General features: G+C 69.5%; 15 protein-coding genes, 1 tRNA gene and 1 pseudogene. 9 read left to right on the top strand and 8 right to left on the bottom strand.

The features are described 5' to 3' along the window. Positions 1-88: 88 nt before the first annotated feature. The gene (locus ACIBVQ_RS25590) at positions 89-1030 is read right to left on the bottom strand and encodes a tyrosine-type recombinase/integrase (protein WP_399180461.1); all 942 of its coding nucleotides are present in this window, start codon (positions 1028-1030) and stop codon (positions 89-91) included. A 210-nt stretch (positions 1031-1240) separates the two neighbouring features. On the opposite strand from ACIBVQ_RS25590, the gene ACIBVQ_RS25595 reads away from it, so the two are divergent. Genes ACIBVQ_RS25595 through ACIBVQ_RS25605 form a run of 3 tightly spaced genes read left to right on the top strand, consistent with a single transcriptional unit; the run spans position 1241 to position 3803 of the window. After that, positions 1241-2293 (top strand): STAS domain-containing protein, encoded by a 1053-nt coding sequence (locus ACIBVQ_RS25595; RefSeq protein ID WP_399180463.1) that lies wholly within the window; start codon positions 1241-1243, stop codon positions 2291-2293. Then, on the top strand, positions 2290-3420 hold the full coding sequence (locus tag ACIBVQ_RS25600) for an acyl-CoA desaturase (RefSeq protein ID WP_399180465.1): 1131 nt from the start codon (positions 2290-2292) through the stop codon (positions 3418-3420). The genes ACIBVQ_RS25595 and ACIBVQ_RS25600 overlap by 4 nt, the downstream gene beginning before the upstream one ends. Positions 3421-3461: 41 nt before the next feature. After that, positions 3462-3803: an STAS domain-containing protein gene (locus ACIBVQ_RS25605; protein ID WP_399180467.1), complete on the top strand. Its 342-nt coding sequence runs from the start codon at positions 3462-3464 to the stop codon at positions 3801-3803. 37 nt (positions 3804-3840) lie between these two features. On the opposite strand, the gene ACIBVQ_RS25610 is transcribed toward ACIBVQ_RS25605, so the two are convergent. Further along, positions 3841-4182, bottom strand: coding sequence for an STAS domain-containing protein (locus tag ACIBVQ_RS25610; protein WP_399180469.1), 342 nt, complete (start codon positions 4180-4182; stop codon positions 3841-3843). A 338-nt stretch (positions 4183-4520) separates the two neighbouring features. Between ACIBVQ_RS25610 and ACIBVQ_RS25615 the strand changes: the two genes are divergently transcribed. Then, complete coding sequence (locus ACIBVQ_RS25615) at positions 4521-5876, top strand: PP2C family protein-serine/threonine phosphatase (protein WP_399180471.1); 1356 nt, start codon at positions 4521-4523, stop codon at positions 5874-5876. Between the two features lie 98 nt (positions 5877-5974). On the opposite strand, the gene ACIBVQ_RS25620 is transcribed toward ACIBVQ_RS25615, so the two are convergent. The 3 genes and pseudogenes from ACIBVQ_RS25620 to ACIBVQ_RS25630 form a co-directional block, all read right to left on the bottom strand. Beyond that, entirely contained in the window at positions 5975-6166 is a 192-nt protein-coding gene (locus ACIBVQ_RS25620; protein WP_399180473.1) for a hypothetical protein, read from the bottom strand. 333 nt (positions 6167-6499) lie between these two features. After that, on the bottom strand, positions 6500-7672 hold the full coding sequence (locus tag ACIBVQ_RS25625; protein ID WP_399180475.1) for an FAD-dependent monooxygenase: 1173 nt from the start codon (positions 7670-7672) through the stop codon (positions 6500-6502). Positions 7673-7709: 37 nt separating this feature from the next. Continuing rightward, positions 7710-7898, bottom strand: a pseudogene (locus ACIBVQ_RS25630) (MFS transporter); the annotation flags it as partial. Here ACIBVQ_RS25630 and ACIBVQ_RS25635 point away from each other — a divergent pair. Beyond that, on the top strand, positions 7831-8100 hold the full coding sequence (locus tag ACIBVQ_RS25635; RefSeq protein WP_399180724.1) for a hypothetical protein: 270 nt from the start codon (positions 7831-7833) through the stop codon (positions 8098-8100). The pseudogene ACIBVQ_RS25630 and the gene ACIBVQ_RS25635 sit on opposite strands and share 68 nt — an antisense overlap. Here the strand turns inward: ACIBVQ_RS25635 and ACIBVQ_RS25640 are convergent. Next, positions 8064-8543 carry a MarR family winged helix-turn-helix transcriptional regulator gene (locus ACIBVQ_RS25640; protein ID WP_399180477.1) on the bottom strand — a complete coding sequence of 160 codons (480 nt, stop codon included), beginning with the start codon at positions 8541-8543 and terminating at the stop codon, positions 8064-8066. The two genes, ACIBVQ_RS25635 and ACIBVQ_RS25640, sit on opposite strands and share 37 nt — an antisense overlap. Before the next feature lie 612 nt (positions 8544-9155). Continuing rightward, a tRNA-Leu gene (locus ACIBVQ_RS25645) sits at positions 9156-9241 on the bottom strand. 165 nt (positions 9242-9406) lie between these two features. On the opposite strand from ACIBVQ_RS25645, the gene ACIBVQ_RS25650 reads away from it, so the two are divergent. From ACIBVQ_RS25650 to ACIBVQ_RS25660, 3 genes are all read left to right on the top strand, one after another. Next, entirely contained in the window at positions 9407-10714 is a 1308-nt protein-coding gene (locus ACIBVQ_RS25650; RefSeq protein ID WP_399180479.1) for a M20/M25/M40 family metallo-hydrolase, read from the top strand. A gap of 214 nt (positions 10715-10928) precedes the next feature. Beyond that, entirely contained in the window at positions 10929-11444 is a 516-nt protein-coding gene (locus tag ACIBVQ_RS25655) for a hypothetical protein (RefSeq protein WP_362915399.1), read from the top strand. Between the two features lie 215 nt (positions 11445-11659). Further along, positions 11660-13477 carry a chaplin family protein gene (locus ACIBVQ_RS25660; protein WP_399180481.1) on the top strand — a complete coding sequence of 606 codons (1818 nt, stop codon included), beginning with the start codon at positions 11660-11662 and terminating at the stop codon, positions 13475-13477. 199 nt (positions 13478-13676) lie between these two features. On the opposite strand, the gene ACIBVQ_RS25665 is transcribed toward ACIBVQ_RS25660, so the two are convergent. After that, on the bottom strand, positions 13677-13862 hold the full coding sequence (locus tag ACIBVQ_RS25665) for a DUF5703 family protein (RefSeq protein WP_312863762.1): 186 nt from the start codon (positions 13860-13862) through the stop codon (positions 13677-13679). 155 nt (positions 13863-14017) lie between these two features. Here ACIBVQ_RS25665 and topA point away from each other — a divergent pair, with 155 nt between their 5' ends. Continuing rightward, positions 14018-16675, top strand: a complete 2658-nt coding sequence (topA, locus tag ACIBVQ_RS25670) for a type I DNA topoisomerase (RefSeq protein WP_352012745.1) — start codon at positions 14018-14020, stop codon at positions 16673-16675. Positions 16676-16719 lie beyond the last annotated feature (44 nt).

Raw genomic sequence — 16719 nt, forward strand, 5'->3', positions numbered from 1 at the left:
CGGGGCGACGTCACGTGACAAAAGCGGTGGCGGCGACCGTGGATTTCGCCGCCGTTGACCGCCGTTTTCGGCGCTGCCCAAGTCCGGCTCAGCGATCGGTGATGAGAGCGTCCAGGGCGGTCGCCTTGTCGGCTTCGGTGGGCAGGGCGTAGCGGCGGGTGGTGTCCAAAGAGCCGTGACCGAGGAGCTCGGCGGCCAGGATGGGGTCCTTGCCGCCGCGGACGAGCTGGGCGGCGAAGGTGTGGCGCAGCACGTGCGGGCCGAAGGGCTCGGTGGGGTCGTCGTTGACGCCGCAGGCCTCGCCGAGGCCGGTGATGATGTCGCGGGCGGCGCGGTCGGTCAGGCGGCCGCCGCGCTGGTTGAGGAAGACCGCACCGCTGTGGGCCCCTTTCCAGCCGGCACGGGTCGTCAGCCAGTCGGTCAGGGCCTGGTGCAGGTCGGGATGGACGGGTAGGCGGCGAATCTTGCCGCTGTCGCGGCCTTTGCCGCGGATGCGCAGCTCACCCGCGTCGGCTGACAGGCGCACGTCGGCCACGTCGAGGCCGACGACCTCGGAGATGCGCAGGCCCGCGTAGTAGGGCAGCAGGGCGATGGCCTTGTCGCGTGGGGTCGCGGTGAGCTGGACGTGGCGGATGTAGCGGCGGGCGCGGCGGGTGTCCAGAGTGCGGGGAGCGGCTCGGGCGGTGTCGCGCTCGCGGTGGGCCTGGGGCTTGCCGAGGCCTCGGCGGGCGTAGAAGTCGTCGATGGCCGACAGGTAGGTGTCGATGGTGTTGGGAGCGCGACGGCTGTTCTTCAGGTGGTGGCGGAAGTCACGTACCGCGTCGGTGGCCGCGGTCGGGTCGGTGAGCGGGTCGCCGTCCAGGGCGCCGGCGTCGGCCTGGCCGGCCAGCCAGGCCAGGTAGCCGCGCAGCCGGGAGGTGTACTTGGTCTTGGTGGAGTCGGCCAGTGGGGAGCGCCCGAGCGCGGTGACGTACTCGGCGAGGATCGTCGCGTACGAACCGGGGAGCGGGACGGCCCGCGACCTGGTCATGTTTCCGGACGATTCTCCGGCCGGTTCCGCGATCTCTGAGAGTGAGTTTCCGGAAGTCACCCTCGCAGTTTACTTCCGGAATTATGGAATTCCGGAAGTAAAGAGTAGAGTGGGGACACCGAGGTCTTTTCGAGCGTTGGCATTCAGGTCGGCGTCGCCCCCGGCGAACCACCACCGGCCTCTTCGGGGGCCCGGACAGGTCAGGCGACCATGACGCCAACACTTCTTTCTCAACCCACACCACTCAGTTCCACCTCGTCCGCGATTCCCCGGGTCGACTCCGCGCTGCGGCTCAGTCTTCACCCGGTGCTGGACCGGCGAGCCGTGGTGGACGGGGCCTGGTGGCCCTACTCCCACGACGCGACCGCTGAACTACCCGGCCTCATCGCCGCCGTGGACCGGCTGCTCGGTCGAGTCACGCTCCGCGTCAGCCTGCACGGTGATGCGTGGCAGAACATTCCGCGCCGGATCCCGGCACGAGGGAGGCAGGTCCGCGTCGGCTGGTTCCGCCACACCGACCCGCGCCTGATCACTCTCATCTTCGCGGCCGGCGAACCGGTCGTCCTGCTGGTCATCCCGCCGGACACCGCCGCCGCTCCCGCCGAGGCCACGCTCAGGCGCACTGCTCAAGATCTCACCGCCCGGGAAACCACGGGTTCGAGCGTTGACGGCGCTCAAACCGGCGGCGGCTTGCCGCCCGTCCTCGTTCCGCCTCCGCGTGGGACGGCCGCTGACGACACGGCCCGCTGGGAGAACGAGGGCGGGCCGGTCACCGGCCAGAAGGAGCCCTCCTCACCAGACGGCCGTCGACGCCGGCGTGCCCCGCGTGTTCTCTGTCGGCAGGGTCGAGCGGTTCCGGGACCCGCTCGACCTGGCGGCAGACCGATCTTCGGCCGGCAGGCATCTCATCCCGTTCCCGCCTCTCCAAAGGAGACTTCCATAACCGTCATCGACACCGCGCCACTCGGCGTGGCCGACCCATCGAAGCCGACCGTCGTCCACCTGTCCGGCGAGATCGACATCTTCACCAGCGCGGAGCTTCGCCGACACCTGATGGACACGCTACGCTCCAGCACGAGCCTGCTTGTCCTCGACCTGTCGCAGGTGTCGTTCTGCGACGCCGGCGGTCTGGCCGTCCTGGTCGGCATCCAGCGCCGCGCCCGGCCGATGGGCATCACCCTGGCTCTGAGCGCGCCCCGCCCGTTCATGTCCCGGCTGCTGCGCATCACCGGCCTGGACCGAGGCCTGCCGATGGTGGCGTGATCGAGGTGCTCGCCCAGGCCCCGGCATACGACGGGAGATCCCCGTTCCCGCACGTCCGGCAGCGCGTCGGCGACCATGCCGGGCAGGTGGCGCTGACAGCCGCGACCGTCATCGCGCCGTTCGTCGCGCTGGGCGTCGGCGTCTGGCTGGCCTGGGGAAGCGGGGTCACTCTCACCGACCTGCTGCTGGCCGCCGTCTTCTATGTCGTGACCGGGCTGGGGGTGACGGTCGGATTCCATCGGCTGCTGACCCACGGCTCCTTCACCGCCCGTCCCTGGCTGCGTGTCGTCCTGGCCGTGGCCGGGTCGATGAGCTTTCAGGGCAACCTCATCGACTGGGTGGCCACCCACCGACGGCACCACGCCTTCACCGATCAGCCCGGTGACCCGCACTCCCCCTACCGCTACGGCACCGGTCTCGGCGGGCAACTGCGTGGCCTGGCCCACGCCCACCTGGGCTGGATGTTTTCCAGCGAGCCCACCTCGGCCGCGCACTATGCCCCTGACCTGCTACGCAACGATCCGGCCATGCTGCGCGTCTCGCGTGCCTTTCCCGCCTGGTGCGCCGCCTCGCTGCTACTGCCGTTCGCAGCGGGCTGGGCGATCAGCGGCACCCTCCACGGCGGGCTGACCGCGTTCATCTGGGCCGGGCTGGTCCGCATCGCCCTGCTGCAGCATGTGACCTGGAGCGTCAACTCCCTGTGCCACATGCTCGGTGAGCGGCCGTACAGAACCCGCCGCCACGACCGCTCCACCGACCTGTGGCCGCTGGCTTTGCTGTCCTTCGGGGAAAGCTGGCACAACGGCCACCACAGCCAGCCCAACTGTGCCCGGCACGGCCGCGGCGCCGGCCAGATCGACCCCTCCGCCGCGCTCATCAGCCTGTTCGAACGCCTGGGCTGGGCCACCAACGTGCACTGGCAGCCCCCTGACTTCCTTCAGCACCATCGCGCGGTGGCCGGCAAACACACCCTGCACACCAGCGCCCGCAGCCCTGACAGTTCCCGCGCCCTTCCGGCCCACCAAGGGAAAGGGACCTCATGTCCCATCAAGCCGGGCAGACCCCAGACGATCAGCCTGCCTCCTCAGCCGGCCGCGCCCGATGGCCCGGACGGGAAGCGAAACTGACCTTCACCGTCGAAACCGGTGCCCCCGGCACGCCGATGGCGGTGGTGCACGTACACGGCCCGCTGGACTACGCCACCTCCGCACGGCTGGAGACTGAGATCGACCAGCTGTGGGAGCGGGTGAGCGGCGGCTACCTGGTGCTGGATCTGCAGCAGGTGACGTTTTGCGACTCCACCGGCCTCAGCCGCCTCATCACCGCCTTCGCCGACGCCCGGCAGCGACAGACGACCCTGCTGCTGGCCGCCCTGCCGCTGTTTCTGCACCGCACTTTGGAACTGACCGGCCTGACGCCGTTCCTGCCGGTCCGCGAGAGCCTGGCCCAGGCGCTTTCCGAGGCCAAGGCACACTGCGCGCACACCGATGGCCAGCAGCCCTTCTCGTAAACACTCGGGCCCAGAACGGGAGCGTTTCGGGGCCACCCTACGCGCGCAGATGCGCGAGGGACTCGGCAAGGGTGGGGTGGATGGTGAACAGCGTGGCCAGCCCGGCGGTGGCCAAGCGTTCGAGTACGGCCTGACGCACGCCGATGAGCAGGAGGGGGACCTGGGCGTGGCGGCCGTGGCGGTCAGCGTGCAGGAGCTCGGCGATGCCCATCGCGCCGCACAGGGGCACCGCGGACAAGTCGATGATCACAGCGTGGGTGTGCGGGATGCGCAGGGCGGTGTCGACCTGGTCGCGAAAGCGCGGAGCGTAGCGGCCGTCCAACTCGCCCTCGGCGCGGACGACCACCACTCTGGCCGGGGTGTCGGCGAGCAGGAACACAAACGGTAAGGAGGCGTCCATCATTGTGGTGATCAGCTCTTCTCTGAGCGGTGCCTACCGGATGGATCGCTGTCCAGACGGACTCCTTGGGATCTTTACCTGATTATGGGCCCTTGTAACCTGCCGCAGGCCCGCGACGGTCGGCGGCCTGGGGACGAATACATAGGCAGGCGTTCTCGGCTCATCGGGCAGACGGTCGTAAAATGGTCACCGGTGTGAGAGACCCCGGCCTCCGGGCAGTCCGCCCGGCACCGCCTCGCAGAGTCAACGCCCGGATTCGAGGGGCCGGAGACCATCGTGAAGGAGCCCGGTCGTCGTCGCGGATTCAAGGCGGGCAGGTGGAAGCAGTGGTGACGGTGAACGTGATCCGGTTCAAAGGGCCGGACGATCTTCCCCCGCGGGTGTTCGACCCGGTCCGGCTGGCCGCGGTGCGCGCCACCGGCCTGCTGGACACCGGCCCGGAGACCGTCTTCGATGACCTGGCCCATCTGGCGGCCTCGGCCACCGGTGCCCCGATGGCCTTCATCACCGTGGTCGACGAGCGGCGCTCGTTCTGGAAGAGCGTCATCGGCCTGGGAAGCCTGGGACTCGACGAGCGGCAGAACGCGGTGGAGGCGAGTCTCTGCCATCTGGTCGTGGCCGCGGACGAGCCGTTGATCGTCACCGATGCCGCCGCCGACCCAAGGGTCAACGACATCTCCTCCATCACCCGGATGGGCATCGGCGCCTGGGCCGGCTATCCCATTCACGCCCCCGACGGCCAGGTACTGGGCACCGTCTGCGCGGTCGACACCGTCCCGCGTGCCTGGAACGAGCAGGAGATCCGTACCCTGGCCACCCTGGCGCGCGCCGTCACCGGTGAGATCGCCCTGCGCGAGGCCGTGCGGCGCATGAGCGCCCAGATGGCCGACCTGCGCACCACCTTCCGGGAGTCGCAGGCACTGGCCCGCAGCCTGCAAGACAGCCTGCTGCCGCCGGTCCTGGCCGCCCCGCCCGGCCTGGACACCGCCGCGGCCTATCTGCCCGCCGGGCACGGAGCCCTGGTGCTGGGCGACTTCTACGACCTGTTCGCCGTCGGCCCCTCCTCCTGGTGCGCGATCTTGGGGGATGTGGCCGGACACGGGGTGCAGGCGGCCAAGGTCACCGCGCTGGCCCGCTACACCGTGCGCGCAGACGCCCCCCGTCACTTCTCCCCGGCCCAGGTGCTGGCCCAGCTCAACAGCGCCCTGATCGCCCAGCAGATCATCGACCAGCAGTTCCTCACCGTCGTCTGCGCGATCTTCCGCGATCAGAAGAACGCCGAAGGGATCGGCGTCACCGGGGTGCTGTCGACCGCCGGCCACCCCTCGGCCCTGCTGCGCCGTGCCGACGGACAGGTGGAAGAGGTGCGTTCGAACGGAGCGATCCTGGGGGTCTTCCCCGACGCAGGCCTGGGTTCGGCCCGCTTCACCCTGCATCCGGGGGATGCGCTGCTGCTCTACACCGACGGCGTCACCGAGGCCCACCCACCCCGCGACGCAGCCACCATGTTCGGCGAGGAGCGCCTGACCGGCCTGCTGGCCGACTGCCACGGCCTGGAGGCCGCCCAGATCGTGGAGCGCATCAGTCACACCGTGCTGGACTTCTGCCATCACGACAGCGCCGACGACATCGCCCTGCTCGTCCTACGCGTCCCGCCCGCACCCCGGAACTGACCTTTCCTGAAGGGGTACAGCGTCATTGGTTTGGCGCGATCACGGACGGTCAAGCGTCCCCGGTCTCCCGAGCGTGTCCCCGCACCTGTCTCCCCTGGTCAGCCAGTGCGGCGGATGGTGTCCAGCCCGCCCTCCGACAACCCGAACTCCCGCACCTTGCCCTGTTCGACCAGTTCGGCGACAGCGCCGACGACGTCCTCGATCGACTCGGCCTCGCCGGTCCCCGAATCGGTGTAACCGTGGGACATGCCCAGCCCGATCGGAACCACGTCCAGATCGCCCAGCCTCACATGCTTTATGGCCGGCCTCCCTCGTGTGGTCAGGCCCCGGTCGCTGACCTACCCCCGCCGGGTCAGCCCGGAATCCCTGGGCTGCCGTGACCGGGCAAACGCTTCTTCGTCCGGTCTCGCGGACGTGCACGATCGGCCTTCTCCAGGCGAGGGCCTCCAGCGAACCCCTCACCAGTACCTGGGCGGCCTGGGGCTCCGGCTCGTCTTCGTCGACGAGTCCGGCCAAGGCCTGAAGCCGTACCTGGGACCGTACGGGACACACTCCGAGGCCGCCGGTGCCCTACCGCGGCTCGGGCCGGATCCCGATCGCCACGTGATCCCCGGCTTTCTTTCTCAGTAGACAGGCAGTTCGAAGTCGTGGGCCGCGGGGACGAGGAAGCGGCGCACGACCTGGCTGACCGGCGGTGTGGAGGCGGTGCGCAGGACGGTGTGCAGAACCCTGATGCCCCGCTGGGTGCGAGGCAGCGCCAGACGAGGGGTGCCGGGCGGCAGATTTTGTGCCTGCGCGACATAGGGGCGCAACGTGCTCTCGTAGGTAGCGAAGGCGTCGCGGTGGTCGTCGTGCGTAGCCAGTTCCCCTGCCGGGATGTAGGCGCCGACCAGGGCGAGGTTGGTGCCCATACCGCTGAGGGGCGAGGCGCAGTAGGCGGCGTCACCGACGGCCGCCACGCGTCCCCGAGACCATCGGGGCATGTGGAGCTGGGCCACCCCCTCCAGGTAGAAGTCGTCGCAGGCGCGCATCTCCCTCAACATCCTGGGGACCGGGCCACCCAGTCCGGCGAAGGTGCGGCGCATGAGCTCCTTCTGTTCCTCCAGGTGCAGGCGGTCGTAGCCGTGGGGCGGCGACAGGAAGGACATCAGCGCCCTGATGGTGCCCAGGTTGTCGGGACGGAGAGTGACGTTCTTGCCGCCGGGGAAGTTGTACCAGCGTGCCCAGTCGTCGTCGGAGGGATGGCGGGGAATGGTGAAGTAGGCGGTGTAGAGCCCACATGATCTGATGCGCGTGGTGTCGCCGAAGACGAGGTCACGGGTTCGCGAGCGGATTCCGTCGGCGGCCACCAGCAGGTCGGCCTTACGCTCGGCACCGGATTTGAAGGCCAGGCGCAGGTGGTCGGGCTCCTCGTGCACCTCGCTGATCTCATCGCCGAAGACGTACTCGGTGTGCCGACGGGTGCGCTCGTACAGCAGGGCGGACAGCTCGCCGCGCAGGATCTCCAGTTCGGTGACGAACCCTCTGCCGCCGAAGGCGGCGGAGGAGAACGCGGCCCTGGTGCGGTCGGCGGCGTCCAGGAACCGGATTCCCTCCTCGCCGGTCGAGCTCGCACGGATCGCCTCCTCGATGCCCATCAGCCGGGTGACGCTCTGGCCGGCGCCTCGGATGTCCACGGTCTGACCACCCGGCCGCAACCGCGGGAACCGTTCGATGACGACCGGGTGCATGCCATGGCGGTGCAGCCAGAAGGCCAGGGCGGGCCCGGCGATACCGGGCCAGGATGAGCAGCCCACCGCCCGGTGCGAGCCCGGCCAGCAGGCTGGTCACGCCGAAGACGACGACGCCGGACAGGAAGACCCGCCGGGCGCCGAGGATGTCGGAGTAGCGGCCGGTCAGCAGGAGCAACGCGGCGAAGACGATCGCGTAGGACTCCTGGATCCACTGCGCCTGGGTGGCGTTGACCTTCATGTCCTCGATGATCGACGGGATGATCACGTTGACGATCGTGGTGTCCACCACGATCAGCGCGACTCCCAGCGCGATGGCGATCAGACCAAGCCATCGGCGGGCGAGGGAATGCGTGGACATGCGGAAAACTCCGAACAAGGAAAAGGGCATGCTTCAGGACCGGTTCGCGCATGGGCGCGACCGGGCAGGCGTGTGCCGCGGTGAGGCGGCGGGGGCTCAGGACGAGGTCATGCCCTCCGCGGCGGCGGTGTAGATCTGGACGACACCGGCCAGGAAGTGTTCGATGACCTCCCGTTCGGCGCCGCTGAGCTTGTCGACGCGCTCACTCACCCCGTCAAGCAGGGGAGCGAGGTGTTCGAAGAGCCGGGCCTTCGAGGTGTCGGCGAGCACGACAAGAACCTTGCGACGGTCGGTGGTGTGTGGCTGCCTGGTGACGTGACCGGCCCGCTCCAGGCGGTCGACGATGTGCGTGCTCGCCGCCGTCGACACCTGCAGCCGATCAGCCAGGTCCTTGGCGGTCAGTGGACCGTCGGTGATCAGATGCTCGATCGCCGACAGATCGGTGGAGTTGATGCCCAGAACCTGACTCAGGCGCTGTTCCACCAGGCGGGTCAACAACCCGATCAGCTGCAGGTTTTCCATGACGGGGCCGTCGGTCGCCCGGTTCTGCGCGGTGGGCGTCGTTCCACTGGTCACAGAGCGATACTGCTACATAGTTTGCTAACTAGGTTAGTTATCTAACTATGGTGGAATCCAGTCGCCCAACCTTCATGATCGACTTGCCTCCTCGGTGGCGCCTGGCCCGGGCATGCGGCGTTCCAGTCGGGCCACGCCGTCTTGTCCCCGGTCGAGTACGACGTTGGCCAACAGGATCGACCACCCGCGCACGGTCTACGTCCGGGAGGGCCAGATCCTCAACGAAACGGACCCTTCACGCCCGCCGACCTCCAGCGAACGGTCGAGACGCTGCTCGACACCTGTAACGGCGAGGCGGGCCGTCGACGATTGCGATCGTCGGATGGTCGGCTACCGGACGACTCTGGACGCGGGCGGCGATCCCCAGGAGGTCGCCGGGCCGAGCGGCTGAAGGCGGAGAAACAGCTGCGGGCCGCCACCGGGAAGAGGGAGATCGGCGAAAAGGAGATCACGGAGATGACCCCTTGATTGACCGAGATGGTCGAGGTCATCGGGAAGGCGAACCCCGCCGACTGGAACGACCTCTACACACAGATGGGCCTGCACCTCGTCTACAACCCCTCAGAGAGGGAGGTCGTAGTTGAGGCCAGGCCCAACATGTACCAGAGTGTGTGTCCGAGGGGGGACTTGAACCCCCATGCCCCGCAAAGGGCACTAGCACCTCAAGCTAGCGCGTCTGCCTATTCCGCCACCCGGACTTGGTGCCTGCACGCGGGACCGTCATCCCGCGTCGGCGGAATCAGGTTAGCAAACTCTTGAGCTTGCGTCATATCGGTATGCGGGCAGGTCCGCCGGGGATGCCGAGACGTGTCCGGCGACGGCAGGATGGGAGGCGCAGGCCGTACGAGATTTAAGGAGTCGCCATGACCACGCTCAACGGTGAGGACGAGGTCGCGGGGCTGTGCCGTGATCTGATCAGGATCGACTCGACCAACGCGGGCGACAACTCGGGTCCCGGGGAACGGGCGGCGGCGGAGTACGTCGCGGAGAAGCTGGCCGAGGTCGGGCTTGAGCCGCGCATCCTGGAATCCGACAGCCGCCGGGCGAACGTGGTCGTGCGCGTCGAGGGGGAGGACCCCTCCCGTGACGCGCTGCTCCTTCACGGTCATCTCGACGTCGTCCCGTTCGACGCCGCCGACTGGACCCTCCACCCGCTCAGCGGGGAGATCGCCGACGACTGCGTCTGGGGGCGTGGCGCCGTCGACATGAAGAACATGGACGCGATGATCCTCGCGGTCGTCAGGCAGCGGATCAGCGAGGGGCGCAGGCCGCCGAGAGACGTGGTGCTGGCGTTCACCGCCGACGAGGAGGCGGGGGGCGAGTACGGCGCGCAGTGGCTGGCCGCCGAGCACAAGGACCTCTTCGAGGGGTGCACGGAGGCGATCGGCGAGGTCGGCGGGTTCAGCGTCTCCATCGACGACGCGCGCAGGCTCTACCTCATCGAGGCCGCGGAGAAGGGCATCGCCTGGATGCGGCTGACCGCGACCGGCAGGGCGGGGCACGGCTCCATGCTCAACGCCGAGAACGCCGTGACCGAGCTCGCCGAGGCGGTCGGTCGTGTCGGGCGTTACCAGTGGCCGGTACGGCTGACGCGGACGGTGGAGACCTTCCTCACCGAGACCTCCCGGGCGCTGGGGTTCGACTTCGACCCCGACGACCCCGAGGCGACCGTGGCCAAGCTGGGCCCGCTGGCCAGGATGATCGGCGCCACACTGCGCAACACCGCCAACCCGACCATGCTCCAGGCGGGTTACAAGGCCAACGTGATCCCGCAGACCGCCACCGCGCACATCGACGGCCGTTTCCTGCCCGGTTACGAGGAGGAGTTCTTCCAGACGCTCGACGAGCTGCTCGGGCCCAACGTGACCAGGGAGTTCGTCTATCACGACGTCGCCCTGGAGACCGGGTTCGACGGGCCGCTGGTGCGGGCCATGGCCGACGCCCTGGTGGCCGAGGACCCGGGGGCGCTGGCGGTGCCGTACACGTTGTCGGGGGGGACGGACCTGAAGGCGTTCAGCGTGATGGGGGTGCGCGGGTTCGGGTTCGCGCCGCTCAAGCTGCCCGCCGACCTGGACTTCTCCGGGATGTTCCACGGGGTCGACGAGCGGGTGCCCGTCGACTCGCTCAAGTTCGGGGTGCGGGTGCTTGACCGTTTCCTCGACGCCTGCTGAGAGGTTCTTGGCCAAACCCTCAGGAAACCTCTCACGTTGACTCCCCGTGCTGATAGCGTAACGCTCCGTTGAGGGCCGGGCTTTGCCTTGGGCTGGTCCGGCTGGGAGCTTCGGGGAGGTTCGCGTGGCGCGTGTGCCGCATGGTCGGTGGAGGGTCCTCCCGTCCGCTGTCCAGCGCGCGTGCGTGACTGCCCCCGTTGTCCGGGCTGACCGGATGGCACGGTTCGTGGCCGGTGCCCGGACAGTCGTCAGGCGGGTTCTCGCGCTCGGCGGCCTGGTGGCCGCCGGGTGGTTGCTCGCGCTTGTCTTCGGGCTTCTCGGTGCCGCTCCGGCGATCGCGGACACCACCGCGGTCACGGAGACGGCGCATCTCGACGTTCTCGATCCGGCCGCTCCCGGACCGGCCTTCCAGGCCGGTGTCTTCCCCACGGGCGGCGGCGGGTTCTCGGTGTCAGGAGACGCCGAGGCCATGGCGGGGCGGGGTGTGGACGGGCTCACCAGCCAGTCGAAGCCTGCTTTCCCGACCCCCGCGTCGGCCGACCACAACTCGGGCGCGAACGGTTTCGTGCCCCAGGGCGGTGGCGGTTCCGGTCTTTCCTGGCCGGGCGCGGGGGACGTCACCCGGTTCGTTCACGACCCGCGGGTGACGGCGCGGCGTGCCCCTGCGGCCCGCGCGTTCCCCCCGGTCGTCCGCACAGCGGCGGACGACCCCTCCATCTCCCCTGACTGAGTTCCCCTGGCCCCAATCCGGGCCTCTCGCGCGCTCGTGCCGGGCTCCGGCCCGGTGGTCGCGAACTCAGATCATTCCGCCGGAGAACACACATCCCTCGTGACGGTCGCCGCCGTACGGGCGCTCAGCCGACCCCGCACGGCCTCCAGCCGATCACGAAATTTCCGGCATTCCCCTATTAAGCACCGATAAATAATCGCATAGGAGCATAAATCATGCGTATGTGGGTCAAGGGCACCGCCCCGGCGGCACTGCTCGCGCTGGGCGTCATGTCCCTGGGCAGCGGTACGGCCCTCGCCGACACCGACGGCAGGCACTCGGTCGGTGGCGGCAACCAGATCCAGGCTCCCGTCACCCTGCCCGTCGACATCAGCGGGAACGCCGCGGCCGTCGGAGGCACGTCGACCGCGGTCTCCCAGGGTGGCGCCTCGGCCGCCGAGAAGGGCGGTATCCCCGGCAAGACCTCGGGCAGGTCGTCCGTGCTCGGTGGCAACCAGGTCAACGCGCCGGTCACCGCTCCCGTCAACGCCTGCGGCAACGCCGTCTCGGTCGTCGGCGGTTCCTTGGCAGCCTGCCGGGGCGGCGCCTCGGTCGTCAAGCGGGGCCGGGGCGCAGGCGGGGCCGGTGGCAACCGTACCGACGGGACCTCCAGCGTCCTGGGCGGCAACCAGGTGACGGCGCCGGTGACGGCGCCGGCGAACGTCTGCGGCAACGCGATCGCGATCTTCGGTGACGCGGTCGCGGGCTGCCGGGGCGGCGCCTCCGTGGTCGGGTCCGGCGGTCGCGGCGGGGCGGGCGGCAACACCACCTCGGGCAGGTCGTCGGTGCTCGGCGGCAACCAGGTGACGGCGCCGGTCACGGCCCCGGCGAACGTCTGCGGTCTCGCGGTCGGGGCGGTCGGCAACGCCTTCTCCGGCTGCACGGGCGGTGCCGAGGTCCCCGGCGTCCCCGCCCGTCCGAACACCGGCTACGCGGGCACCGGCCGCCCCGGCGCGGGAGGTAACACGACCTCCGGCACCTCCGGTGTGGCGGCGGGCAACCAGGTGACGGCGCCGATCACGGCCCCGGTGAACGTCTGTGGCACGGCGGTCGCGGTGGCGGGCGACGCCGCCGCGGGCTGCGTCGGCGGCTCCTCGATCAACGGGTTCGGCGCGGGGCGGGGCGCGGGCGGCAACACGACCTCCGGCAGGTCCGGTGTGGTCTCGGGCAACCAGGTCACGGCGCCGGTCGCGGCCCCGGTGAACGTGTGCGGTACGGCGGTCGCGGTGGCGGGCGACGCCTTCGCCGGGTGCCGGGGCGGTTCCTCGGTCGGCGACGGTTACGGCCGGGGCGCGGGTGGCAACCGTACCGACGGGACCTCCGGGGTGGCGGCGGGCAACCAGGTGACGGCGCCGGTCGCGGCCCCGGTGAACGCGTGCGGCAACGCGGTCGCCGCCCTCGGTGACGCCGCCGCGGGCTGCCTCGGCGGCTCCCGGGTGGGGAACCCGGTCGGTTCCGTCGCCGGGGTGCCCGTCGGGGCGCGTCAGGTGTGGCAGGCCTACGGCAAGGTGAACCCCCCGGCTCCCGCCGCGCCCCCGGCTGTGGCCCCCAGGGTCGTCGGAGGGCTGCTGTCCGTGCTTCCCGCCCCGGTCAAGGGGCTGATCGGCCGCGTCAAGGGAGTCCTGCCCACGCTGCCCCAGACGCCGGTCGGCTCGCGCCCGCGTCCGGCCTCCGCCGGTCTCGTGGACGGCCTCCTCGGCAGGGGCGGGATCGTGGGGGTGACCCGTACCTCCCAGTCGGCGCCCCAGGCGGTGCCTCAGTCAGCGCCCCAGTCGGCGCCCCGGCCCGCGCAGGGGAAGGGCGGCGCGCTGCTCGGCGGCAAGGACCTGCCCGTCGACGCCGGGCTGCCGGTCGGCCTGATGAGCGCCGCCCAGCCGATCGGGGTGACCGGGATGAACTCGGGCTCGCTCTTCGCGCTGCTGCTCGGAGCCATGGCCGCCGCCTCCGCCGCTCTCTTCGTGACCGCGCGCCGTATCCGCTTCGCCAAGAAGTAAGGCGTTAGTAACCCTCTAGACATGTCTCCTCCGATCATCTGTGGGAGACGCCGGACGCTTCGCGGATGACGGGGGAGATCGACGATCTTCGTTCATCAAGCGGGGCACGAGAGCTTTGCCCGCTCCGGGGGCGCGGCCCGGGGCGGGCAAAGCCATGTCGAAAGCCGTCGAGGGGCATGGCCGAAAGCCATGACAGAGGTCACATTGTCCTGGTCACACGTATGATCTTGCGACGCAGGCGGATGTCACGGCGGCCGTCGGGATACAGTCGCAGACGGTCGAGTTCCCAGTCGCCGTATTCTGCATGTTCGGTCAGTATCCTCCGGGCCACGTCCCGGGAGGTGCCACGCGGAAGATGGAGAACCAAGTAGGAGTAGTCGAGCACAGCGATTAGTCTCCGAGGGTGTGCAGGGGACGTCGGCTCCCATAGGGCTTTATTGTGCGTCCTTGCGGCTTTACTTGGAGTGTGCCCGATGCGGATCGGGTAACCCGAGTGGAAGTGAACGGGGAACGAATGGGAACAGCGAGGTAGGAAGCAGCGTGCCAGCCAAGAACGGCAACGTCGGCGGAACCCGCCTGGTGATCGTCGAGTCGCCCTCCAAGGCGAAGACCATCGCTGGGTACCTCGGCCGTGGCTACGTCGTGGAGTCCAGCATCGGACACATTCGCGACCTCCCCGAGAAGGCCGACGACATCCCGGAGAAGTACAAGGGCGAGCCGTGGGCCCGTCTGGGCGTCAACGTGAACCACGAGTTCGAGCCGCTCTACGTCGTCAACCCCGACAAGAAGTCACAGGTGAGCAAGCTCAAGCAGCTGCTCAAGGACGCCGACGAGCTCTACCTCGCCACCGACGAGGACCGCGAGGGCGAGGCGATCGCCTGGCATCTGCGCGAGGTGCTCAACCCCAAGGTCCCGGTTCACCGCATGGTCTTCCACGAGATCACCCCGAGGGCGATCCAGGAGGCCGTCGCCAACCCGCGTGCCCTGAACCTGCGTCTGGTCGACGCCCAGGAGACCCGGCGCATCCTCGACCGTCTCTACGGCTACGAGGTCAGCCCGGTTCTGTGGAAGAAGGTCAAGCCCCGCCTGTCCGCCGGGCGCGTGCAGTCCGTGGCGACCCGGCTGGTCGTCGAGCGGGAGCGTGAGCGCCTGGCGTTCACCAGCGCGAGCTACTGGGACCTGCAGGCGCTGTTCGACACCGGCCGCGACGAGGTTCCCCACGAGTTCACCGCCGCGCTGACCGGCGTCGAGGGCAGGCGCGTCGCCCAGGGACGCGACTTCGCCAGCAACGGCACCCTCAAGACCGCGGGCGTCCTCCACCTGGACGAGGAGGCCGCGCGGGCACTGGCGGGCAGGCTGGCCGGTACGGCCTACACGGTCGCCTCCGTGGAGCGCAAGCCGTACACCCGCAAGCCGTACGCGCCGTTCAGGACGACGACGCTGCAGCAGGAGGCGAGCAGGAAGCTGGGCTTCTCCGCGAAGTCCACCATGCAGGTCGCCCAGCGCCTCTACGAGAACGGCTTCATCACCTACATGCGAACCGACAGCATCACGCTGTCGGAGACCGCCGTCGCCGCCGCCCGCAGCCAGGCCATCAAGCTGTACGGCTCCGCCTACGTGCCGGACAAGCCCAGGGTCTACACCAGCAAGGTGAAGAACGCCCAGGAGGCGCACGAGGCGATCCGCCCCTCGGGGGAGGAGTTCCGCACCCCCGGCGAGACCGGGCTGACCGGCGACATGTTCCGGCTGTACGAGCTGATCTGGCAGCGGACCGTCTCCTCCCAGATGAAGGACGCGGTCGGCGAGTCGATCAACGTCAAGGTGACGGGGACGTCCAGCTCGGGGGAGCAGGTCGAGTTCTCCGCCACCGGCCGGACGATCACCTTCCACGGCTTCCTGAAGGCCTACGTCGAGGGGGCCGACGACCCGGCGACCGACCGCGACGACTCCGAGAAGCGGCTGCCGACCCTGACCGAGGGCGACCGTCTCACCGCGGCCGAGCTCAACGTGCTGGCGCACGCGACCAAGCCGCCCGCGCGTTACACCGAGGCCTCGCTCGTCAAGGAGCTTGAGGACCGGGAGATCGGCCGTCCGTCGACCTACGCCTCGATCATCGGAACGATCCTGGACCGTGGCTACGTCTTCAAGAAGGGCACGGCGCTGGTGCCGTCCTTCCTGGCGTTCGCGGTGGTCAACCTGCTCGAACAGCACTTCGGGCACCTCGTCGACTACGACTTCACCGCCGACATGGAGAAGGTCCTCGACGACATCGCCAACGACCGGGCCGAGCGGGTCCCCGAGCTACGGCGCTTCTACTACGGCGCCGAGGGCGACGAGGGCCTGAAGGTCCTGGTCACCGAGCTGGGAGAGATCGACGCCAAGGAGATCAGCTCCTTCCCGATCCGGGGCACCGACATCATGATCCGGGTCGGCCGCTACGGTCCGTATCTCGACCGTGACGGCGCCAGGGTGAACGTCCCGGAGGACCTCGCCCCCGACGAGCTGACCGCGCAGATGGCCGAGGAGCTGTTCGCCCGGCCGTCCGGGGTCAGGGAACTGGGCAAGGACCCGGTCACCGGCAACGTGATCGTGGCCAAGGACGGCCGCTACGGCCCCTACGTGACCGAGATCCTCCCCGAGGTGGAGGAGCCTCCCGCCGAGGGGAAGAAGCGCACCAAGAAGGCCGACGCGCCCAAGCCGCGCATCGAGTCGCTGCTGAAGAGCATGACCCTGGACACCGTCACCCTGGACGACGCCCTGCGCCTGCTCTCGCTGCCCAGGAGCCTGGGTGAGCTCGACGGCCAGGTGGTCACGGTGCAGAACGGCAGGTTCGGGCCCTATGTGAAGAAGGGCACCGACTCCCGATCGCTGGCGTCCGAGGAGGAGATGTTCACGGTCACCCTGGAGCAGGCCGAGGCGCTGTTCGCCCAGCCCAAGGCCCGTGGCAGGGGCAGGGCCGCCGCGGCTCCCCCGCTGCGCGAGCTGGGTGAGGACCCGGTCTCCAAGAAGCCGATCGTGGTCAAGGAGGGGCGTTTCGGCCCGTACGTGACCGACGGTGAGACCAACGCCTCCCTCCGCAAGGGTGACGAGGTCGAGCAGATCACCACCGAGCGCGCCGCCGAACTGCTCGCCGACCGCCGCGCCCGTGGCCCGGCGCCGAAGAAGCGCACCACCTCCAGGGCGAAGGCCAAGGCCTGACGTTCGTTCCCGCCCGGGGCCCCGATTTCCGGGGTCCCGGGCGT

Source organism: Streptosporangium sp. NPDC049376 (assembly GCF_044466505.1).
Lineage (GTDB): Bacteria > Actinomycetota > Actinomycetes > Streptosporangiales > Streptosporangiaceae > Streptosporangium.

Excerpts from the sequence above, each read along its gene's own strand:
- ACIBVQ_RS25590 (WP_399180461.1), bottom strand. The coding sequence starts at position 1,030 with ATGACCAGGTCGCGGGCCGTCCCGCTCCCCGGTTCGTACGCGACGATC.
- ACIBVQ_RS25595 (WP_399180463.1), top strand. The coding sequence starts at position 1,241 with ATGACGCCAACACTTCTTTCTCAACCCACACCACTCAGTTCCACCTCG.
- ACIBVQ_RS25650 (WP_399180479.1), top strand. The coding sequence starts at position 9,407 with ATGACCACGCTCAACGGTGAGGACGAGGTCGCGGGGCTGTGCCGTGAT.
- ACIBVQ_RS25655 (WP_362915399.1), top strand. The coding sequence starts at position 10,929 with ATGGCACGGTTCGTGGCCGGTGCCCGGACAGTCGTCAGGCGGGTTCTC.
- ACIBVQ_RS25660 (WP_399180481.1), top strand. The coding sequence starts at position 11,660 with ATGCGTATGTGGGTCAAGGGCACCGCCCCGGCGGCACTGCTCGCGCTG.